Origin of the sequence: Ruania zhangjianzhongii (assembly GCF_008000995.1) — a bacterium.
In the GTDB taxonomy this organism is placed as follows: Bacteria; Actinomycetota; Actinomycetes; order Actinomycetales; family Beutenbergiaceae; genus Ruania; species Ruania zhangjianzhongii.
Map to the genome: position 1 here is coordinate 891,818 of NZ_CP042828.1, position 16,366 is coordinate 908,183.

Genomic DNA, 16,366 nt, shown 5'->3' on the forward strand with positions numbered 1-16,366 from the left:
CCTCCGACCACGGAGCAGCCGGGGCGCGCCGATCCCTAGGAGAAGAAGATGACCCATGTTGACCTGCTGATCGCCGGGGCTGGACTGGCTGCCGCATCGCTGATCGACGAGCTCCGGGATCGGGGCGACGACCGCTCAGTACTTCTGGTGGGTGACGAGGGCGAGCGCCCCTATGAGCGGCCACCGCTGTCCAAGGAGGTACTGCTCGGGCAGGAGCCGGTGGAGTCGGCCTACGTGCACGATCTAGCGCACTACGAGACCCACGGCGTGCAGACCACCTTGAGCGACGCCGTCGCCGGTATCGCCCCGGACAGCCGGAGGATCCAGCTGGCTTCCGGTACCGAGGTGGGCTATACCGATCTGGTGCTCGCCACCGGCGCCACCCCGCGCAGGCTGCCGATCGACGGGATGGATCTGCCGGGAGTGCACACGCTGCGCCGGATCGGTGATGCCGAGGCGATCAAGGCGACCTTCGGCGAAGGCAGGCGTCTGGTGGTGATCGGTGCCGGCTGGATCGGCCTCGAGGTAGCCGCGGCCGCCCGGCAGGCGGGTACTCAGGTGACCGTGCTGGAGGCGGCAGACGTACCGTTGCAGGCCACGATGGGTGCCGAGCTCGGGAGCTACTTCGCTCGGCTGCACACCTCCCGCGGCGTGGACCTGCGCACCGGGACCGCCGCAACCGCGATCGAGGGTGCGGACCGGGTCACCGGAGTGCAGGTCGACGGAAAGACGCTGCCGGCCGATACCGTGCTGGTGGCAGTCGGCGCGGCCCCGAACACCGGACTCGCCGAGTCGGCCGAGCTGGATGTGGAGAACGGGATCCTGGTGGACGAACGGCTGCGCGCGGCGGACCACATCTACGCGATCGGGGACGTGGCCCATGCCGTGAACACCGCACTCGGGCAGCGGGTGCGGGTGGAGCACTGGGACAACGCGATCCGGCAAGGCAAGCTCGCCGCGAAGGTCTTGATCGGCACCGACGAGGTCTACGACTGGCAGCCCTACTTCTTCACCGACCAGTACGACCTGGGGATGGAATACGTCGGTCGTGGACTGCCGGAGGACCGCGTGGTGATCCGCGGTGAGCTTGAGTCCGGGGAGTTTCTCGCCTTCTGGCTGCGCTCCGGGGTGCTCACCGCCGCGATGAACGTCAATATCTGGGACGTCTCCGATCAGCTGCGCGCGCACATCGGCCGCGAGATCGCACCGGAGCGGCTCGCCGATGAGGCGGTTCCGCTGGCCGACCTCTAGCCGGCCGCGCCAGGGCGCAGATGATCGAGGGGGAGTGCACGTCCGGTGTGGTTGTCCACCGCGGCCCTTCTCGGCTCGGCGTGCCAGAGGCTCGGGTGGGCCGGTGCGGGAACGGCACCGGAACCGTCGCGGTGCACCACGTTGAACCAGCCTGCGGGTGAGCCCAGCACGTGAAACTGCTCGTGCAGCCGCACCGGCGCCCCAGGGCAGAGCACGTCGGTGAGGGCGGTGTGGGACCAGATGCGGGGGTGGGCCTCGGCGTCGAGATAGCTCAGGTGCAGCCAGCCACTCTGCATCCCGCGGAGGACGGCGTCCCGCCAGCCCCACGGTGTCTGCGCCACCAGCTGGGCCTGGATGATGTGAACCCGGTGGCCGGGCCGGTAGCTGGTGCAGCGCGGCTCGACGCACTTCGTGGGTGCGGCGGCGGTCTGCGGGGTGTTGGCAACGTTCGCCATGTTCCCGGTGTTCTCCGGCATGGTCGTACTCCACGTGGTCGTGGCTCCCGGCGCCGCCGGGACCCGTCGTGACGTTGGCCGGACGGCCCGCGCCCAGGTCTTCTCCGGAAGGCACCGTGCCAGGTGGCGCGGTTGCCGCTCGACCACGTCCGGAGGCGTGCGGCCGAGGCTCTTGACCAGTGGGATCGAGGGTAGCTCGAGGGCCCGACATCGACGGCGGAGCGGTCCTGCACCAGGTGTGCGTCAGTGGGTGGTGTCTGGACCCAAGGGTGCCCGGCCCTGCAAGCCGGCGGGCCGGAAGCGGCGACTCGTGGACCCGGTAGCCGCCGAACGGGTCGCTACGGGGTGATTTCGACGCGCCCGGTACGTCAAAACGACACCACAGCTCGATGAACGCCGAACGCGCGAGCCCCCACTCTCTGCGGAACGACCCCCGGTGGGTGTCCTCGCATCGGATGGTGGAGTGGACCACCACGATGGGCGCTGACCTGCGCACACGCTCACGCACCACATCCATGACCCACACCCTCCTGCACTAGTGCGCCATCCGGGCCCCGTGCAACGATCGGGACCGCGAGGACATAGACACGATGAGGTCTGTGGTCGAGCGGAATCCGGGGAGGTGGCGATGACCGACGCCGAGGAGGCCGGCGCACCGCCCCACCCTGCCCGCGCCGGGGGAGTGCGCGAGCGAGCCTGGTTCGACGACCTGTTCGCCACGCATGTGGACGCCCTGCACCGATACTTCGTGCGCCGCGGCGCCGGGCCGGATTCCGAGGACCTGTGCGCCGATGTGTTCGCCACCGCATGGCGCCGCCGCGCCGACCTGCCGGACGAGCACGAGCTGGCCTGGTTGTACCGGACAGCGGGCTACCTGCTGGCGAACTTCCGGCGCAAGGGTCGGCCCGAACCGATGGAGCACCTGCCCGAGGACGACGACAGCGAATACGCTGCCGACCCGGCCGACCTTGCCGTCGAAGACGCCTTGGTGCGGGAGGTCCTCGCCCAGCTCAGCGCGAAGGACCGTCAAGTGCTGCTGCTGCACGCCTGGGAGGGGCTCGACGGCGAAGGGTTGGCGCACGCTCTTGGCCTCACCAGGGGTGGAGCGGCCGCTGCGCTCTCCCGGGCGCGAGCGCGGCTCCGTCGGGCATGGCGGGAGCAGGCCGGCTGAACGTCGCGCTACCGGTCGCGGGGGTCAGGACTGGCTGCCGACCGCGAGGGGGTAGGACTGGCTGCCGACCGCGAGGGGGTAGGACTGGCTACCGACCGCGAGGGTCAGGGCCGGCCGGCCCGGGGCGTGCTCGCACTCGACGAGCACGCCCCGGACCGGGTGCGGTCATCGCGGCTGGACGGGACGACCGGTCCGGGCCGAGGTGTACGCCGCCTCGATGAACGCCACGGCGGCGCGCGCTTCCGTCGAGCGGACCAGCGGCGGAGCGCCGGTGGTGACCGCGGTGACAAAGTCCGTCAGCTGACCGAGCTGCTGGTCCACCGGTTCGAACTCGGGGATGTCGGCGCCGTCCTGGGTGATGAGGTGGGTGAACTTCTCCGAGAGCGTGACTGCGGTGCCGCCATCGCCCATCACCGCCACCCGCAGCGGCAGGTTGCCGTACGCGGTGGTAGTGGCCAGGAAGGTGAGCATGGCGCCGCTGGTGAACCGTGCGGTGATCGTGATGGTGTCCTCCACCTCGATCCGCTCGTGCGCGAGCAGGCCGCTGTGCGCGTAGACCTCTTCGACGTCGCCGAGCAGCCACAGGGCCAGGTCCACCAGGTGCACGCCCTGGTTCATCAGCGCGCCGCCGCCGTCCAGGGCCCAGGTGCCGCGCCAGGCGCCGGAGTCGTAGTACTCCTGGGTACGCCAGAGGGCGATCTCGATGCTCGCTGCGGTCGGCCGGCCCAGTCGCCCGGACCTGATGGCCTCGTGCAGGAACTGGTTCTCCGGGGCGAACCGCCGCTGGCTGACCACGGACAGGGTCTTGCCGGAGGCCTGCTCGGCGGCGATGATGCGGTCCGCAGCGTCCACGGTGACGTCGATCGGCTTCTCCAGGAGCACATGCTTGCCTGCTTCCAGTGCGGCGATAGCGACGTCGGCGTGCAGACCCGAGGGGATCGCGATGATCACCGCGTCGACATCGTCGCTGGCCAGCAGGGCGTCGACGGACGCTGCCACCGGGGCGCTCAGGTCGGCCCCGACCGCCTCGGCCGCCTCGGTGCTCGCATCGGCGATAGCGATCAGCTGTGCGGGCGAGGCGTCGGACTGCAGACGCTTGATGTGCGCCTTGCCGACGACCCCGACGCCGATGACGCCGAGACGGAGCCGGTCGGTGGGTGCTTGCGCTGTGGACGTGGTGGTAGTGGCAGGTGTAGTCACGGGAGGTCCTTACTCGTTGGCGAGGGCGTCGGCGATCGCGCTCAGCACCACGATTGGGCTGAGCAGCTCGGCGGCAGACATCGGGGAGCTGCCGCCGGAGATCGCGTCGACGAAGCGGGCCACCGACGGGGCGTTGTAGTCCGGGCCGAGGACCAGCTCGCGGGCAGTGACGCTGTCGGTGCGGGTGGCGACGGCGTAGAACGGCACGCGGACGCCGTCACCGGGCACGACGAAGGTGAAGGAGACCTCCACGCCGGCGATCCGGGTCAGCGCCACAGTGGTGTCGCCGTGCCGGGAGAGGTGCACCTGCACGGAGCCGGGCTCGACGGTGGGGTTGCCGACGATCTCCAGTGCCGCCTCGACGTGGTGGATGCCGTAGAAGAACAGACCCGAGTACGGGCTGTCCGGATCAGCCGGGCCGATCAGGCTGAGCTGACGCAGGGACTCGGTGCCACCCTCGCTGACCTCCGCGATCTGCGGCAGAAAGCGCAGTGCGGAGCTGGACAGCAGCACCGAGCCCGACTCCTGACCCGCGGCGATGATCGCCTGGGCGTCCTCGACGCTGGTGGCGAGGGGCTTGTCCACCAGCACCGGCATCCCGGCCCGCAGCAGCGGTTCGGCCTGCTCGCGATGCAGTGCTCCGTCCCGGGTGGAGATGATGGCGGCGTCGACCTTGCCGATGAGATCCTCCGGCGCGTCCACGATGTCCAGCTCGCCGCCGGCCGAGAGCTTGTCATTGCGCTCGGAGGCGCCGCCGGCGAGTGCGGCAGCACGGAAACCGGGGTGGCGGGCCTCCGCGTTGAGGAACCGGATGAAGTGGTCGGTGTGGGAGTTTTCCGTGCCGATGAAGCCGATGCTTGTCACGGGCGAGCGATCCAATCACGATCGGGGATGAATAGAACTAGCCTGGCTTGCAATCGGTTGCACGTCAAGCCTCTTCGGTGACGAATCCGTCGCCACGATCTCCGCCAGCGGTCGGCTAGCCCAGGGCGAGCATGGTGCCGTCCCGGAGCACCACCGTCAGTGTGCCGGTCACAGCGGCACCGACGATCGGCTCGGAGAACCGCCAGCGGCCGGTCTCGGCGCCGTCGGTGTCGAGGCGGACCAGGAGCCCGTGATCGGCCAGGGCCAGGTAGCCCTCGCCGGGAAGTGGGATCACCTGCAGCACCCGGTCACCGATCGGAGTGCGGAACCGGGGAGCTCCCTCGACATCCAGCGACCAGACGTGGAAACCGCTGGTACCGAGCACGATCTCGGCGCCGACCGAGTCGTGAAAGATGCCGCAGCGCAGGTCGTTGACCTGGCCGCCGACGTTGTACTCCCAGACCGGGTCGGGCCGGTCCCCGGAATAGGTCACGGCACTCACGAGGCTCTGCTTGGTCCCGTACACCACCAGCGGTGCAGCCTCGTCGGACAGGTGCACGCCGACGCTGGTGAAGCCCGGCCCCTCCGCAGAAGCGCCCCGGTGCTCGACGTTGTCGTCCCAGATCGAGGTATTGAAGTATTCGAGCGCGAAGGCGCCTTCGTCGACACCGTCACCGTCCAAATCGGCGAACACCGCATCCTCGATGCCGTAGTAGTACAGCATCATCTCGTTCTGGATCTCACCCGCGAAGTCCACGGTGTAGACCCAGCGGAACTGGGTGCCGACCATCAGCGACGGCGCCCGGTCCTGACCGTTGACATAGCCGGTGCGCACTGCGGTGATGCCGAGCAGGTTGCCCTTGCGCTCGCGGCGGCCGGGGTCGTCGGGGATGGCGCACACCCAGCGCTGGGTGCCGTCGCGGTTCAGCGCGTGCACCCGGTAGTCCTCGGTGGCCACCACGATCAGCTCATCCTGGTCGTGGACGTGGTGGGTGATCTCGTTCACCCTGCCCTGCACGGCTGCGGTCCACTGCGGCGTGCCATCGAGGCTGACGGCGCTCACCTGACCATCGGCGGTCCCGGAAAGCAGCAGCGCGGGCGCTGAACCGGTCGCCGGGATCTCGGTCATCTCGGTGACCGTGCCGGCCACCTGCCCGAGCAGCGACCAACCGCTCGGAATCTCCGCACCCACGGGCAACCCGCGTTCGCCCGGCCGCCAGGGTCGTTCCGCTGCCCGCACCGCCCCGACCACGCGCGCGGTGCTGCCGGAGGACCAGGTCAACGACCCCTCGTCGACCGGACCAGGCCGGATCGGTTCGCCGACCTCGTCATAGTGCACGTGGTCACGGCGCACCGGGTACGCCGCCCACCGCTTCGTGGTGGTGTCCAGGTGCCACACCACCGGTTCGTCGAAGGTGTAGCTCGACGTGCCGATCGTGACCCGCTTCGCCCCGGACAGCGTGATCCGGTCCGGCCCCAGGACCGACAGGGCGGCATCGGTGCTCAGTACCCCGCTGTCCACCGGGCCGTTGATGAACCACCACGGTGCGCCGTCGACCGTGACCTGCCAGAGCCGCTCATTCCATCGGCGGGAGGCCACGGCCGGGTCGTCGTCACCCGAACCAGTGGCGATCACGTTGACGAACGAGAGCCGGTCGCCCGCCGAACGCGCCTGCTCGTCGTAAACCTGACTGAGCACCGTCTCGGCCTCCGCGTACTCGTACGCGTTGTCGCTGCGGTAGTACTTCACGAAGTGCCCGTAGCGATCGACCGTGGACTGCACGGAGGCGTCCATGCTGTCGATGACCATCGTCACGCCGTCCTGCCGGCAGCGGTACCGGGCCCCGTCCACCTCGCCGGCGCCGAGCGTCTGCCACTGGTTCTTCACCAGGTAGGAGCCGCTCTCGGTGACGTCCAGCTCGTCCAGGACCAGATGGAAGCCACCGTCAGCGGTGAAGATCGTGCGGGTCCAGTCGGTGCCGTTCCAGCCGACGAGCCGGGACCGGCTCACCGAGGCCCCGTCCACGTCGGCCACCCAGTCGATGGCGGCGAACTCGGGTTTGACCGGTTGCTCACCGTCGCGCACCACCACCAGGCCGGAGTGGTGTTCTGGAGTGTTCTCCATGTAGTCGCGGTCGGTCAGCAGGATCCGGCTGCGTGCGGTGTAGCCGATGATCGCGTTGCTGTCCTGATGGTTGTGCCGGCCACCGGCGAAGCCGTCGACCATCAGCGTCGGATCGTCGACATCGAGACCGGCACGGAAGGCCATCTTGTGAAACGTCCGCTCCAGGTCAACCTCGGTGGGCCGTTCCTCGGTCACATGGGAGTAGACGCCCTCCTCCACCGGGTAGGCCATCACCGCCGGCAGGGACAGGTCCCCGTCGTCCCCCTCATCGCTGTCGGCATCGACCTGATAGCGGTGCAGCGGATTGGCGAGGTCGGAGTTCCGGTTGTTGCTGAACGGGCCGGTGCGGGCGCGCTCGAGCAGCAGGCCGTAGATCGGCTCGGGGAACAGCCACGACGCGGCGTGCATCACCTGCGAGTGCCCCCAGGAATACACCCCGGAGTAGCCGTACGGGTACACGTCACCACCGCCGACCATCGAGCCGCCGTTGTCGATCATCAGTACGTGCAGATCGGCGCTCGGACGCAACGTGCGGGTGAGGAACTCGTACTGACCGGTCAGCATCGCGTAGTCCATCGTGATGATCGGCAGATGCATCAGATAGTCAGCGCCCTCATCCAGGCTGATCACCGAGGTGCTGCCCTGGAAGATGCGGTCGCCCAGCGCGTGCCAGTCCTGCGCCTCGGGCAGGTCATGGTGGCGTTGGAAGTAGCTGGCTCCGGCCACCAGGGACAAGGCGGGGTAGGCCTCGTGGTTCCACCGGGGAGCCTCCGGCTCCGCGCTGTTCAGGTAGCCGTCATTGGCATTAGCCGCGAAGGTCAGCTGGATGGCTTCGAGTGCCTTCTCGCGCTCAGCATCGCTGAACAGGTCAACGGTCTCCATCATTGCCCAGACGCTGATCAGCTCCTCGCCGTCGGTCCACATGTTCGCCCGCTCGTTGAGCTGGTCGGTCGCCTCGGCTGGGTGCGCCAGCACGAAGTCCGCATACCCGGTGATCAGCAGGTGGTAGAGCTCGGCGAAACCGGCATCCGCGGTCAGCAGGTGCGCTTCACCCGCACCCCTGAGCTCGGACAGGATGCGGTGCAGGCTCTTGGCATCCGCCTCATTGCCGGTGGAGGGCACCAGAGCATCCAGCCGGGCCTGCAGTGCCGCGCGCTCGGCGGCGAGGTAGTCGGCGTCGGTCGCACCGCCGTTGGGCAGCACTTCCAGCACCGAGTCCGCGAGCGAAGCCTGGTGCAGGCGGGGCACGGTCTGCTCCTCGACCGCCCCGATCACCAGATCGATGCCGGCTCGGGCGCCGTCGAGATCGCTGGCGCCGACCACCAGGGAGTTCCCACCCGCGCCGAACGGGTCAACCACTGTGCACACCCAGTGGCCGCCGGGCCCAGGCATCCACGAGTCGACCATCGCGAAGCGCATCCCGTACAGCCGGGCGAGCTCGAAGTTGTTCCCCAGATTGCCGAGCAGGATGACATCGCCCTCCCAGCCACTGGCGAACCGGTCCTGCTGTGGAGCATGCACCTGCGGCGGCGCCACCCCGGTCGCTTCGGCAAGCCGATTGGCGAGGTCCTCGGCCAGAGCGTGCCACTCGGCTTGTTCCGGGGCAACGATCACCACCGTGCCCGGATCGACCTCAGTGATGCGTGACCGGCGTCCGGTAGCTCGTGCGGCTGGGACACCGAGGGTCAGGGCGGCTCCGGCGGCGCCGGCTCCGAGGATCAACGTGCGGCGTGAGAGCTCCATCGGTCTTCTCCGTCTCAAGGTTCAGGTGTGCTGCGGTCGAACAGGGAACGCGGGGGATGCGCGGGGCGGCGCACTCGTGGTCGGCCGCCCCGCGCACCCGATTCAGCTACAGGTCACGGCACTGACCCGACTGTGGACCCCGTACGGTGTTCGGGCTACCGAGGTCCAACGGTGCTGGGTCGTTGCCGGAGCAGCTGAGCGGACCACGGATCTCGTTGCCGGACAGGACGGTCGAGGCCGTCGTCCCGGAGATGCTCACCGGACCGTGGATGCTCGAGTCGACGATCTCCACGGCCGACGCACCAGTGCTGTGCAGCGGACCGAACAGCTCGGCATCGTTGGCGATCAGCGAGGCGCCAGCCTGAACCGTGATCGGTCCGCGTACGCTGCCGGACTCGATGCAGGTGACGCCTTCGCTGACCGTCAGCGGTCCGGCGTGCCGGCCGTCGATCGTCTCCGTGCACTCGGCGCCGGCGCCACCGACAGTGATCTCGAACAGATGGGTGTCGTCGAGGGCGTAGATGGTCCCGTCCGGTGCGATGTCCATCCGCTTGTAGCTGAGATCATCGAGCAGGATCTGCTGCTCCTGCGTCTCCGGGTCGAAGGCGAAGATGCTGCCACCGGCGATGCCGTAGAGCAGCCCGTCGGCAGGGTTGAGCTGCACGGTGCTCCCCAGCCCCCACGGCGAGGCGCTGTGCTCGGTGCCGAGATCGTAGGTGTTCACCACCTCCTGGGTGGTGGTGTCGAACTCGAACAGGTCACCACTGTTGGTCACGCCCCAGATGCTGTCCCCGATCGGAACCAGCCCGGAGACTACGTCGTTACCTTCCACCGGGATGACGGCGCCCGTCACCGTGCCCTGCTCCGGATCGAAGGTCACCAGGTGCGCATCCAACGGGCTGTTGTCGCTGGAGAGCCCACCGCGGATCGAGGTACCGGCGTAGATCAGGCCGTCGTTGCCGAAGGCGACCGAGGCTGTGCTCTGTGCCTCGACGAGATCGCGGTAGGTCGTGCCGCTGTCGGTCATGTCCGTGATCGTCAGTCCGCCGCCCTGCACGCCGTAGTCGGCCACTGTGGCGATCGCCACCGTGTCACCGTCGGTCGCCATCTGGATCACTCGGTCCTGCTGCTCACCGATCAGGCGGAACTGTTGGGCCGGATTGGTGTCCCACTCCCACTCGGCGAACGGGTCACCCTGGTGGATCACGGCGTTGCCATAGCTGCCGATCAGCAGCTGATCGTCGAAGGTCAGCCAGGAGTCGGCCTGACTCGGGCCGCTGATCTGCTCGATCTCTTCCGTGGCCGGGTCGTAGCGACCCAGTACCTGCGGGCTCAGGTAGATGCCCATGTAGACCTGCTCGTCCGGTCCGACGTGGATGGAGTGCGCGGTCAGCGCCGAGCCGGTCACCTGGCTCTCGAAGAACTCGTGCTCACCAGTGGCAGGGTCGAAGTTCCAGAACGAGCCATCCCGGTTCAGCCCGAGCAGCAGGTGCTCGGAGCCATCGGCCGAGTTGACCAACCCCAGAGTGCGGTGGGTCCCGGTGTCGGCGAGGTCGGTGTCGATCCAGCCGGTGGGGCTGACCGAGCAGTCGGTGGAGTCGAACTCCCAGATCTCGTCGTTCGCCTTGTAGTAGAACCTGCCGTCCTCAGTGGGCTCGCTGTAGGGGTTGTTCAGGCTGACGAAGGAGTCGATCGCGCCCTCGCACGCGAGCTCCTGGTTGGCGGTGTCCCAGAACAGGGTGTTGGTGCCACCGGAGATCCCGGGGGAGAAGGCCATGGCGATCAGATCACCGACCTGCTGGAACCGGTAGAACCGGGTGATCTGGTCATACTCGGCCGGCAGCTCGATCTCGGTCTTCTCGCCGCTGTCCAGGTCAACGGTGACGAAGTGCCCGTTCTGCATGCCGGTTCCGACGTAGGCGGTGCCATCGTGCACCGAGAAGCCTTCGGCGTAGCTGTCGCTGTCCCCGGAATCGAGGATGTTGCCGTAGTCGCGCTCCTCGCCGGTCTCCGGATCGTAGGAGAACACCCGGGTGTTCGGATAGGTAGAGCCGTAGAGCAGGCCGTCATCCCCGAGCTGCAGCTCGCGCACGAGCCGGCCGCCGGCCGGGTTCTCCAACGCCTCGGTGATCTCGTGGGTCTCGGCGTCCCAGTGATAGATGATCAAGCCGGAACCGTCCCGAAGGCCGAAGAACGCGCTGCCATCCGGGAGTGGCTGGATCGGGCTGCCGATACTCTTCGGCGGAACGTCGGCGGCGAAGATCAGCTCGCCGGTCTCGGCGTTCACCACGGTGAAGCTCGCCGGCTCGCCGGAGCCGCCGATATACAGCACCGGGGTGCCGTCCGGCAGGGTGCCGGCCTCGGAGACGCTCGTGCTGACCTCCGTCGCCACGAGGCCGTGGTCGGTCACCTCGGCGGTGAGGCCGAGTCCGTCGGTGGTGTCGTCGCCTGCTGCGGCAGAGGCCAGCCCGAGCGAGGCGACGGCGGCGACTGCGGTGGCCGCCAATAGTCGGGTGTGCGGTCTGGTCGGTTGGGCGTGAGGTCTCATCGGTGAATGGCTCACCCGTACTCCTCCATGGTCGTGCGGACCGCACTCGTTGCGGCACGCTCGGTCACGGTTGCCGGTCGGGACTTGGAACCAGCGATGACCCTCAGCCCCGAGGATCTTTGCAACCGGTTGTAGGAACCGTAGAGGTGCGGCATCGCCGGCGTCAAGGGTGAGGAGATCGAGGTGGCGGGTCGCCTCGATCGGTCTGCTCGGACCTGAGCGAGTGCGACCTTGACGCCCGACCACCGTTGCCGCTACGTTGCCAGAGCAACCGGTTGCAACCAGCTCGGCGTCGAGGATGTGCGGGTGATCCCCGCCTGTGCCGAGCACTGCTCACCTGCTGAGTGCTGCCCACCCACCGAGCCCGCTGATACGCCAGGCATTGCCCACCAGTCGAGTTCTACTCACCCGTCGAGCACGCCTACACGTCGGGCACGGTCCACCCACCGAGCCCGGAGATGCACCGGGCAGCGCCCACCAGCCGAGCCCGGAGATGCACCGGGCAGCGCCCACCAGCTGAGCCTTGCTCACCCGTCGGGTACTCCGACACGCGCGGAGTTGCCCGGACGCCATGCACGACCCACCCGTTGTACCAAGTACCGCTGGAGGTACGGTTCATGAGTTCTTCATCGCCACCCCCGATTGGCCGGCGCATCGCTACCGGTGCGCTCGCCGCAGCAGTCTCGCTCGGTCTGGTTGCCACCGGTGCAGCCGCCGACGGACCTACCGCAGACGAGCCCGCCCAGGAGGGTCTCGACCTGTCCGTCGAGATCACCGACCACGGCCTGGTCGCTACCGAGACGAGCATCAGCAGCGCTGACGTCGGCACTCTGCCCGACGGCACCCATGTGCAGTACCTGCCTGCCGCCGGGAATCCGGCCAGCTTCAGCGTGGTGAATATCGAGACCGGCGAGCTGATCGACCACCAGAGCATCCCGCCGAAGACTCTGGCCGGACCGACCGAGATCCTTCCCGACGGCAGCGCCTACTTCGCGTTGCGTGACGGGGGCGGGGTGATCCTCTACCACTGGGATGCCGAGACGCACGAGATCACCGAGGTGCTGGAGAACCCAGCCGGTGAGCTGCTGATCCGCGGCTTGCAGATGCACGACGGCATCCTCTACGGGAACACCTACGCCCGCGCCAAGGTGTTCTCTTACGACCCGGCGACCGGCGACGTACGGGACTACGGCTCCGTGGCCAGTGACGACGACTACGCCTGGGGCCTGTCCGTCGTCGACGGAACCGCCTACACCGGGACCGGAATGCAGACCGGCCATGCGGTCGCCGTCGACCTGGACAGTGGCGAGATGACCGAGCTAGAACTGCCGGCCGAGTACGACGAGGTGATTACCTACTTCTACTCCTTCCAGCAGGTCGGTGACCTGATCGCCATGGGCTTCTCGCCCTCGCTGAACGGCAGCTACGAGGGTGTGAACACCCTGTTCTGGGACACCGCCGCCGGCGACTGGGCCTGCGAGGGGGCGATCGGGAGCTTCCTCAGCTTGAATGCCCCGTTCACCGACCAGACCGAGCGCGGCACGATGTTCTTCAAGTCCGAGGGCGAGATCTGGGAGTTCGACTCCGCCGACTGCTCGGTCAGCCCCACCGGGTGGATCGACACCGGGCTCGAGGACACCGGCAACCATCGCGCGCTGAACCTGCTCACCACTGCCGACGGCGAGGAGGTCCTGGTTGGTCTGAACCGGGATGGTTCCTTCTGGCGCTTCACCCCGGCCACCGGCGAGCACGAGGTGTTCGACGGCGTGGTCCCCGGCGCCCCGCTGACCGCCCACTCTGTGCACGTCGCCTCGGACGACCGGGTCTACATGGGCACCTACAACGGGCCCGGGACCCTGGGCCGGTTCGACCCTGCGACCCAGGAGATGGACCAGATCGACGGACCGAGTCAGGCAGACTCCTGGCTGAACTTCCAGGACCAGCTCGTCCTCGGCAGCTACGGCAACGCCGTCGTGCACATGGGCGACCCGGCCGCTGAGTGGGACTACGGCACCAACCCTGCCGAACAGTTCCGGCTCATCGACGAGGAGCAGGACCGGATCATCGACATGGCGACCAACGGCGACATCGTCGCGATGGCCACCGTCTCCGACTATGGCGTGCGGGGTGGTGGCTTGACGCTCACCGATATGACCGACCGCGGGGTTACCTACCGCGACCTCGTGGAGGCGCAGAGCACGACGGCGGTCACCTTCGGTGGGGACGGCCTGATCTACGCCGGCACCTCGGTCCAGGGTGGCTTGTCCAGCCCGGACAGTCCGCAGGATGCGCACCTGGTGGTAGTCGACCCGGAGACCGGTGAGGTGCTGGACTCAGTGGTGCCGGTACCGGATAACCGCGTGGTGGCTGAAGTTGTCGCGCTGGGCGAGACGATTTGGGCGCTCACCACTACCGGCGACCTGGTCGAGTACGACACCACCACCCGGGAGGTGGTGGAGGTCTATGACGTCGGCGCGGACACCAGCGCTTCTACGTGGGGTCTGGGCAGCACGATCCAGGTGAACCCCGCCGACGGGTTGCTCTACGGGATCGCCGGCACCGATGTGTTCGCCTTCGACCCGGAGACCCGCGACCTGCAGATCCTCGCCGAGGACGGCTACAAGCGGATGGACATCGCCGAGGACGGCACCGTCTACGTCATCGATGCCACCAATCTGTACTCCTTCGACGTCAGCGGCGCCGAGCAGGGACCGGTGGAACAGCTCGAGGCGCTGAGCGCTGCGACCGAGGGCTACATCGAAGCCGGTGACATCACTGGCCCGATCGCCCATCAGTTGCAGCGGGCGTTGGACCAGGCGGAGAAGCACCTGAGTGCCGACCGCACCGTGCCGGCCGTCCGAGCGTTGGAGCGGTTCGTCCGACACCTGGACAACGCCAAGGTGCCAGACACGGTCACCGAGGAGGCTCGCGCCGGCCTGGTGGAGCGGGCCGAGGCGATCCTGGACGCCCTCGGCTGATGCCGCGCGGCGGTGGTGCGGATCGGACCGCACCACCGCGGCGGCGCTGTCGCCGCGCCCCACGCGGTAGCGGCACGGCGCCACCGCGCCCATCGCAAGACGGCACGACCACCGGATCGCGGTACCGGGGTCCTGACGGGTTGACCACTCGGCAGTTCTCCGTCTAGCATATTTGCAATCGGTTGCATTTTGAGTCCATATAACCAGAGAGACGACGAAGTCGCAGGGACGGAGAGGTCCCGGAGGAGCCACGATGACGGACAACAGATTCATGATCACGCGCCGACTGTTCCTGGGCGGCGGCGCCGCAGGAGCGGCTGTCGCGCTGGGTGGGTGCAACTTCCAGGGCGGTTCGGATTCGGCTGCGGATGACGCGGCGGGCGGTGACGGTAGCGGGCCGACCGGAACGGTCCGGATGAGCATGGGGTCGATCGAGTCGCTCGACCCGCACTACGTCAACAACGCGATGCTGGTCGTGCCAGCCGGGCTGCTCGAAGGGTTGACGTTCTCCAACGACGAGGGCACCGAGGCGATTCCTGCCGCAGCAGAATCCTGGGAGGTCTCCGATGATGGCCTCACCTACACGTTCGCCATGCGGCAGGGGGCCACCTGGTCCAACGGTGACCCGGTCACCGCACCCGATGCCGAATGGTGCTTCCAGCGCCTGCTCACGCCGACCGGCGCCGGATCCAACTACGCGGCAGGCGCGTCCAGCTACCTCAACGGCCTGAACATCAAGGGCGCGTCGGAGTTCCTCGGCGCCGAGACCGACGACTGGTCCACTGTGGGGATCACCGCGCCGGACGACAGCACCCTGCAGATCGAGCTCGCCTCACCGAACAGCGACTTCCTGCTGCTGTTGTCCCACTACTCGATGGTGCTGGTGCACCCGCCGAGCCTCGAAGACGGTGGCCAGGAGTGGATGCAGCCGGAGAACTGGGTCGGTAACGGTGCCTACGTGCCGGAGTTCTGGGAGCCGACGACCTCTCTGCAGATGGTGGCCAACGACGCCTACTGGGACTACGAGAACGTCGGCGTCCAGACGATCGAGCTGGTGATCGGCATGGACGAGACCGCCCGGGCGGCATCCTTCGATGCGGGCGAGATCGACATCACTGGTGCCAGCGCCACCACCGTCGCCGAACGTGAGGACCTGCAGGAGCTGGTCGCCCAGGTGGACGGGTACAGCGTCCGCTACCTGCAGCGGATGTGGGGCGGGCACGAGGCCTCGAGCGATGTACGGGTTCGTCAGGCACTGTCGATGGCGATCGACCGGGAGGCGATCGCTGCGATCAAGTCCACTGACGAGGCGGGCACCTCGCTCGTCCCGGGCAACGTCGTGCCCGGCTGGGACGAGTCGATCGCCAGAGAGTACGACGTCGACGGCGCACGAGCGCTGATGGCCGACGCCGGCCTCGACCAGGTCCCGAGCCTGCGGATCCAGTACAACTTTGAGGATCCGTGGCTGTCCGTCCTGGCCGACCAGTGGCAAGAAGCTTTCGATACCGACGTCACGATCGACATCCTGGAAAGCGGTGTGCACAGCGACACGCGCTGGCAGCCCTACGAGGACGACTCGGTGATCAGCCTGTACGGCGGCACCTTCTCCGGGCTGCCGACCATGACCAACTGGGTCAACAACATCTTCCCGCCGAGCTACGTGATGCAGTTCAGCATGTCGACGGCTGACTGGCTGGAGTATCAGGAGATCCAGGCGGAGGAAGGTCTGAGCGATCTGGACCGAGCCGTCGCGCTGGACGAGAAGCTGCGCAGCAGCGCCGATCCGAAGGCAGTGGAGTTCGCCGACCAAGCGGCAGAGGCGATGGGCATCCTCGACGATGCAGAGCGGACTGCCGCCTATCTCGCCGCCGCGCAAACTCGGGAGGACATCTCCTACACGATTCCGATCTCGTGGAGTGGCCGCATGATGCTGGTCGCCGAGAACGTTTCGGGGTTCCACCTGCGGCCCTCTCCCGAGTACGCCTACTACAAGTACCTCACCGTCGATGAGGCGTGAGTCCCCTGTGACAG

Annotated in this window: 9 protein-coding genes and 1 riboswitch; of the genes, 4 read left to right on the forward strand and 5 right to left on the reverse strand. The window is 67.9% G+C overall.

Features of this window, described 5'->3' with window-relative positions; all coding sequences use genetic code 11:
• Positions 1 to 48: 48 nt before the first annotated feature.
• On the forward strand, positions 49 to 1,251 hold the full coding sequence (locus FU260_RS04175; RefSeq protein ID WP_147915914.1) for an NAD(P)/FAD-dependent oxidoreductase: 1,203 nt from the start codon (positions 49 to 51) through the stop codon (positions 1,249 to 1,251).
• Here the strand turns inward: FU260_RS04175 and FU260_RS04180 are convergent.
• Positions 1,248 to 1,727, reverse strand: a complete 480-nt coding sequence (locus FU260_RS04180; protein ID WP_147915915.1) for a hypothetical protein — start codon at positions 1,725 to 1,727, stop codon at positions 1,248 to 1,250. The two genes, FU260_RS04175 and FU260_RS04180, sit on opposite strands and share 4 nt — an antisense overlap.
• A gap of 38 nt (positions 1,728 to 1,765) precedes the next feature.
• Positions 1,766 to 1,884, reverse strand: a riboswitch (SAM riboswitch).
• A 450-nt stretch (positions 1,885 to 2,334) separates the two neighbouring features.
• Between FU260_RS04180 and FU260_RS04185 the strand changes: the two genes are divergently transcribed.
• The gene (locus FU260_RS04185; protein ID WP_147915916.1) at positions 2,335 to 2,877 is read left to right on the forward strand and encodes an RNA polymerase sigma factor; all 543 of its coding nucleotides are present in this window, start codon (positions 2,335 to 2,337) and stop codon (positions 2,875 to 2,877) included.
• Positions 2,878 to 3,042: 165 nt separating this feature from the next.
• Here the strand turns inward: FU260_RS04185 and FU260_RS04190 are convergent, their stop codons facing one another.
• From FU260_RS04190 to FU260_RS04205, 4 genes are all read right to left on the reverse strand, one after another.
• Positions 3,043 to 4,077: a Gfo/Idh/MocA family protein gene (locus FU260_RS04190; RefSeq protein WP_147915917.1), complete on the reverse strand. Its 1,035-nt coding sequence runs from the start codon at positions 4,075 to 4,077 to the stop codon at positions 3,043 to 3,045.
• Positions 4,078 to 4,086: 9 nt separating this feature from the next.
• A complete protein-coding gene (locus FU260_RS04195; protein ID WP_168211641.1) occupies positions 4,087 to 4,941 on the reverse strand; it encodes a Gfo/Idh/MocA family protein in 855 nt (284 codons plus the stop codon).
• A gap of 115 nt (positions 4,942 to 5,056) precedes the next feature.
• Complete coding sequence (locus FU260_RS04200) at positions 5,057 to 8,809, reverse strand: hypothetical protein (RefSeq protein ID WP_147915919.1); 3,753 nt, start codon at positions 8,807 to 8,809, stop codon at positions 5,057 to 5,059.
• Between the two features lie 106 nt (positions 8,810 to 8,915).
• Positions 8,916 to 11,315 carry an NHL repeat-containing protein gene (locus FU260_RS04205; RefSeq protein ID WP_147915920.1) on the reverse strand — a complete coding sequence of 800 codons (2,400 nt, stop codon included), beginning with the start codon at positions 11,313 to 11,315 and terminating at the stop codon, positions 8,916 to 8,918.
• Positions 11,316 to 11,974: 659 nt separating this feature from the next.
• Between FU260_RS04205 and FU260_RS04210 the strand changes: the two genes are divergently transcribed.
• Positions 11,975 to 14,335 (forward strand): FIMAH domain-containing protein, encoded by a 2,361-nt coding sequence (locus tag FU260_RS04210; RefSeq protein ID WP_147915921.1) that lies wholly within the window; start codon positions 11,975 to 11,977, stop codon positions 14,333 to 14,335.
• A 253-nt stretch (positions 14,336 to 14,588) separates the two neighbouring features.
• Positions 14,589 to 16,352, forward strand: a complete 1,764-nt coding sequence (locus tag FU260_RS04215; protein ID WP_147915922.1) for a peptide ABC transporter substrate-binding protein — start codon at positions 14,589 to 14,591, stop codon at positions 16,350 to 16,352.
• The last annotated feature ends 14 nt before the right edge of the window (positions 16,353 to 16,366 follow it).

Excerpts from the sequence above, each read along its gene's own strand:
- FU260_RS04175 (WP_147915914.1), top strand. The coding sequence starts at position 49 with ATGACCCATGTTGACCTGCTGATCGCCGGGGCTGGACTGGCTGCCGCA.
- FU260_RS04180 (WP_147915915.1), bottom strand. The coding sequence starts at position 1,727 with ATGCCGGAGAACACCGGGAACATGGCGAACGTTGCCAACACCCCGCAG.
- FU260_RS04185 (WP_147915916.1), top strand. The coding sequence starts at position 2,335 with ATGACCGACGCCGAGGAGGCCGGCGCACCGCCCCACCCTGCCCGCGCC.
- FU260_RS04200 (WP_147915919.1), bottom strand. The coding sequence starts at position 8,809 with ATGGAGCTCTCACGCCGCACGTTGATCCTCGGAGCCGGCGCCGCCGGA.
- FU260_RS04210 (WP_147915921.1), top strand. The coding sequence starts at position 11,975 with ATGAGTTCTTCATCGCCACCCCCGATTGGCCGGCGCATCGCTACCGGT.
- FU260_RS04215 (WP_147915922.1), top strand. The coding sequence starts at position 14,589 with ATGACGGACAACAGATTCATGATCACGCGCCGACTGTTCCTGGGCGGC.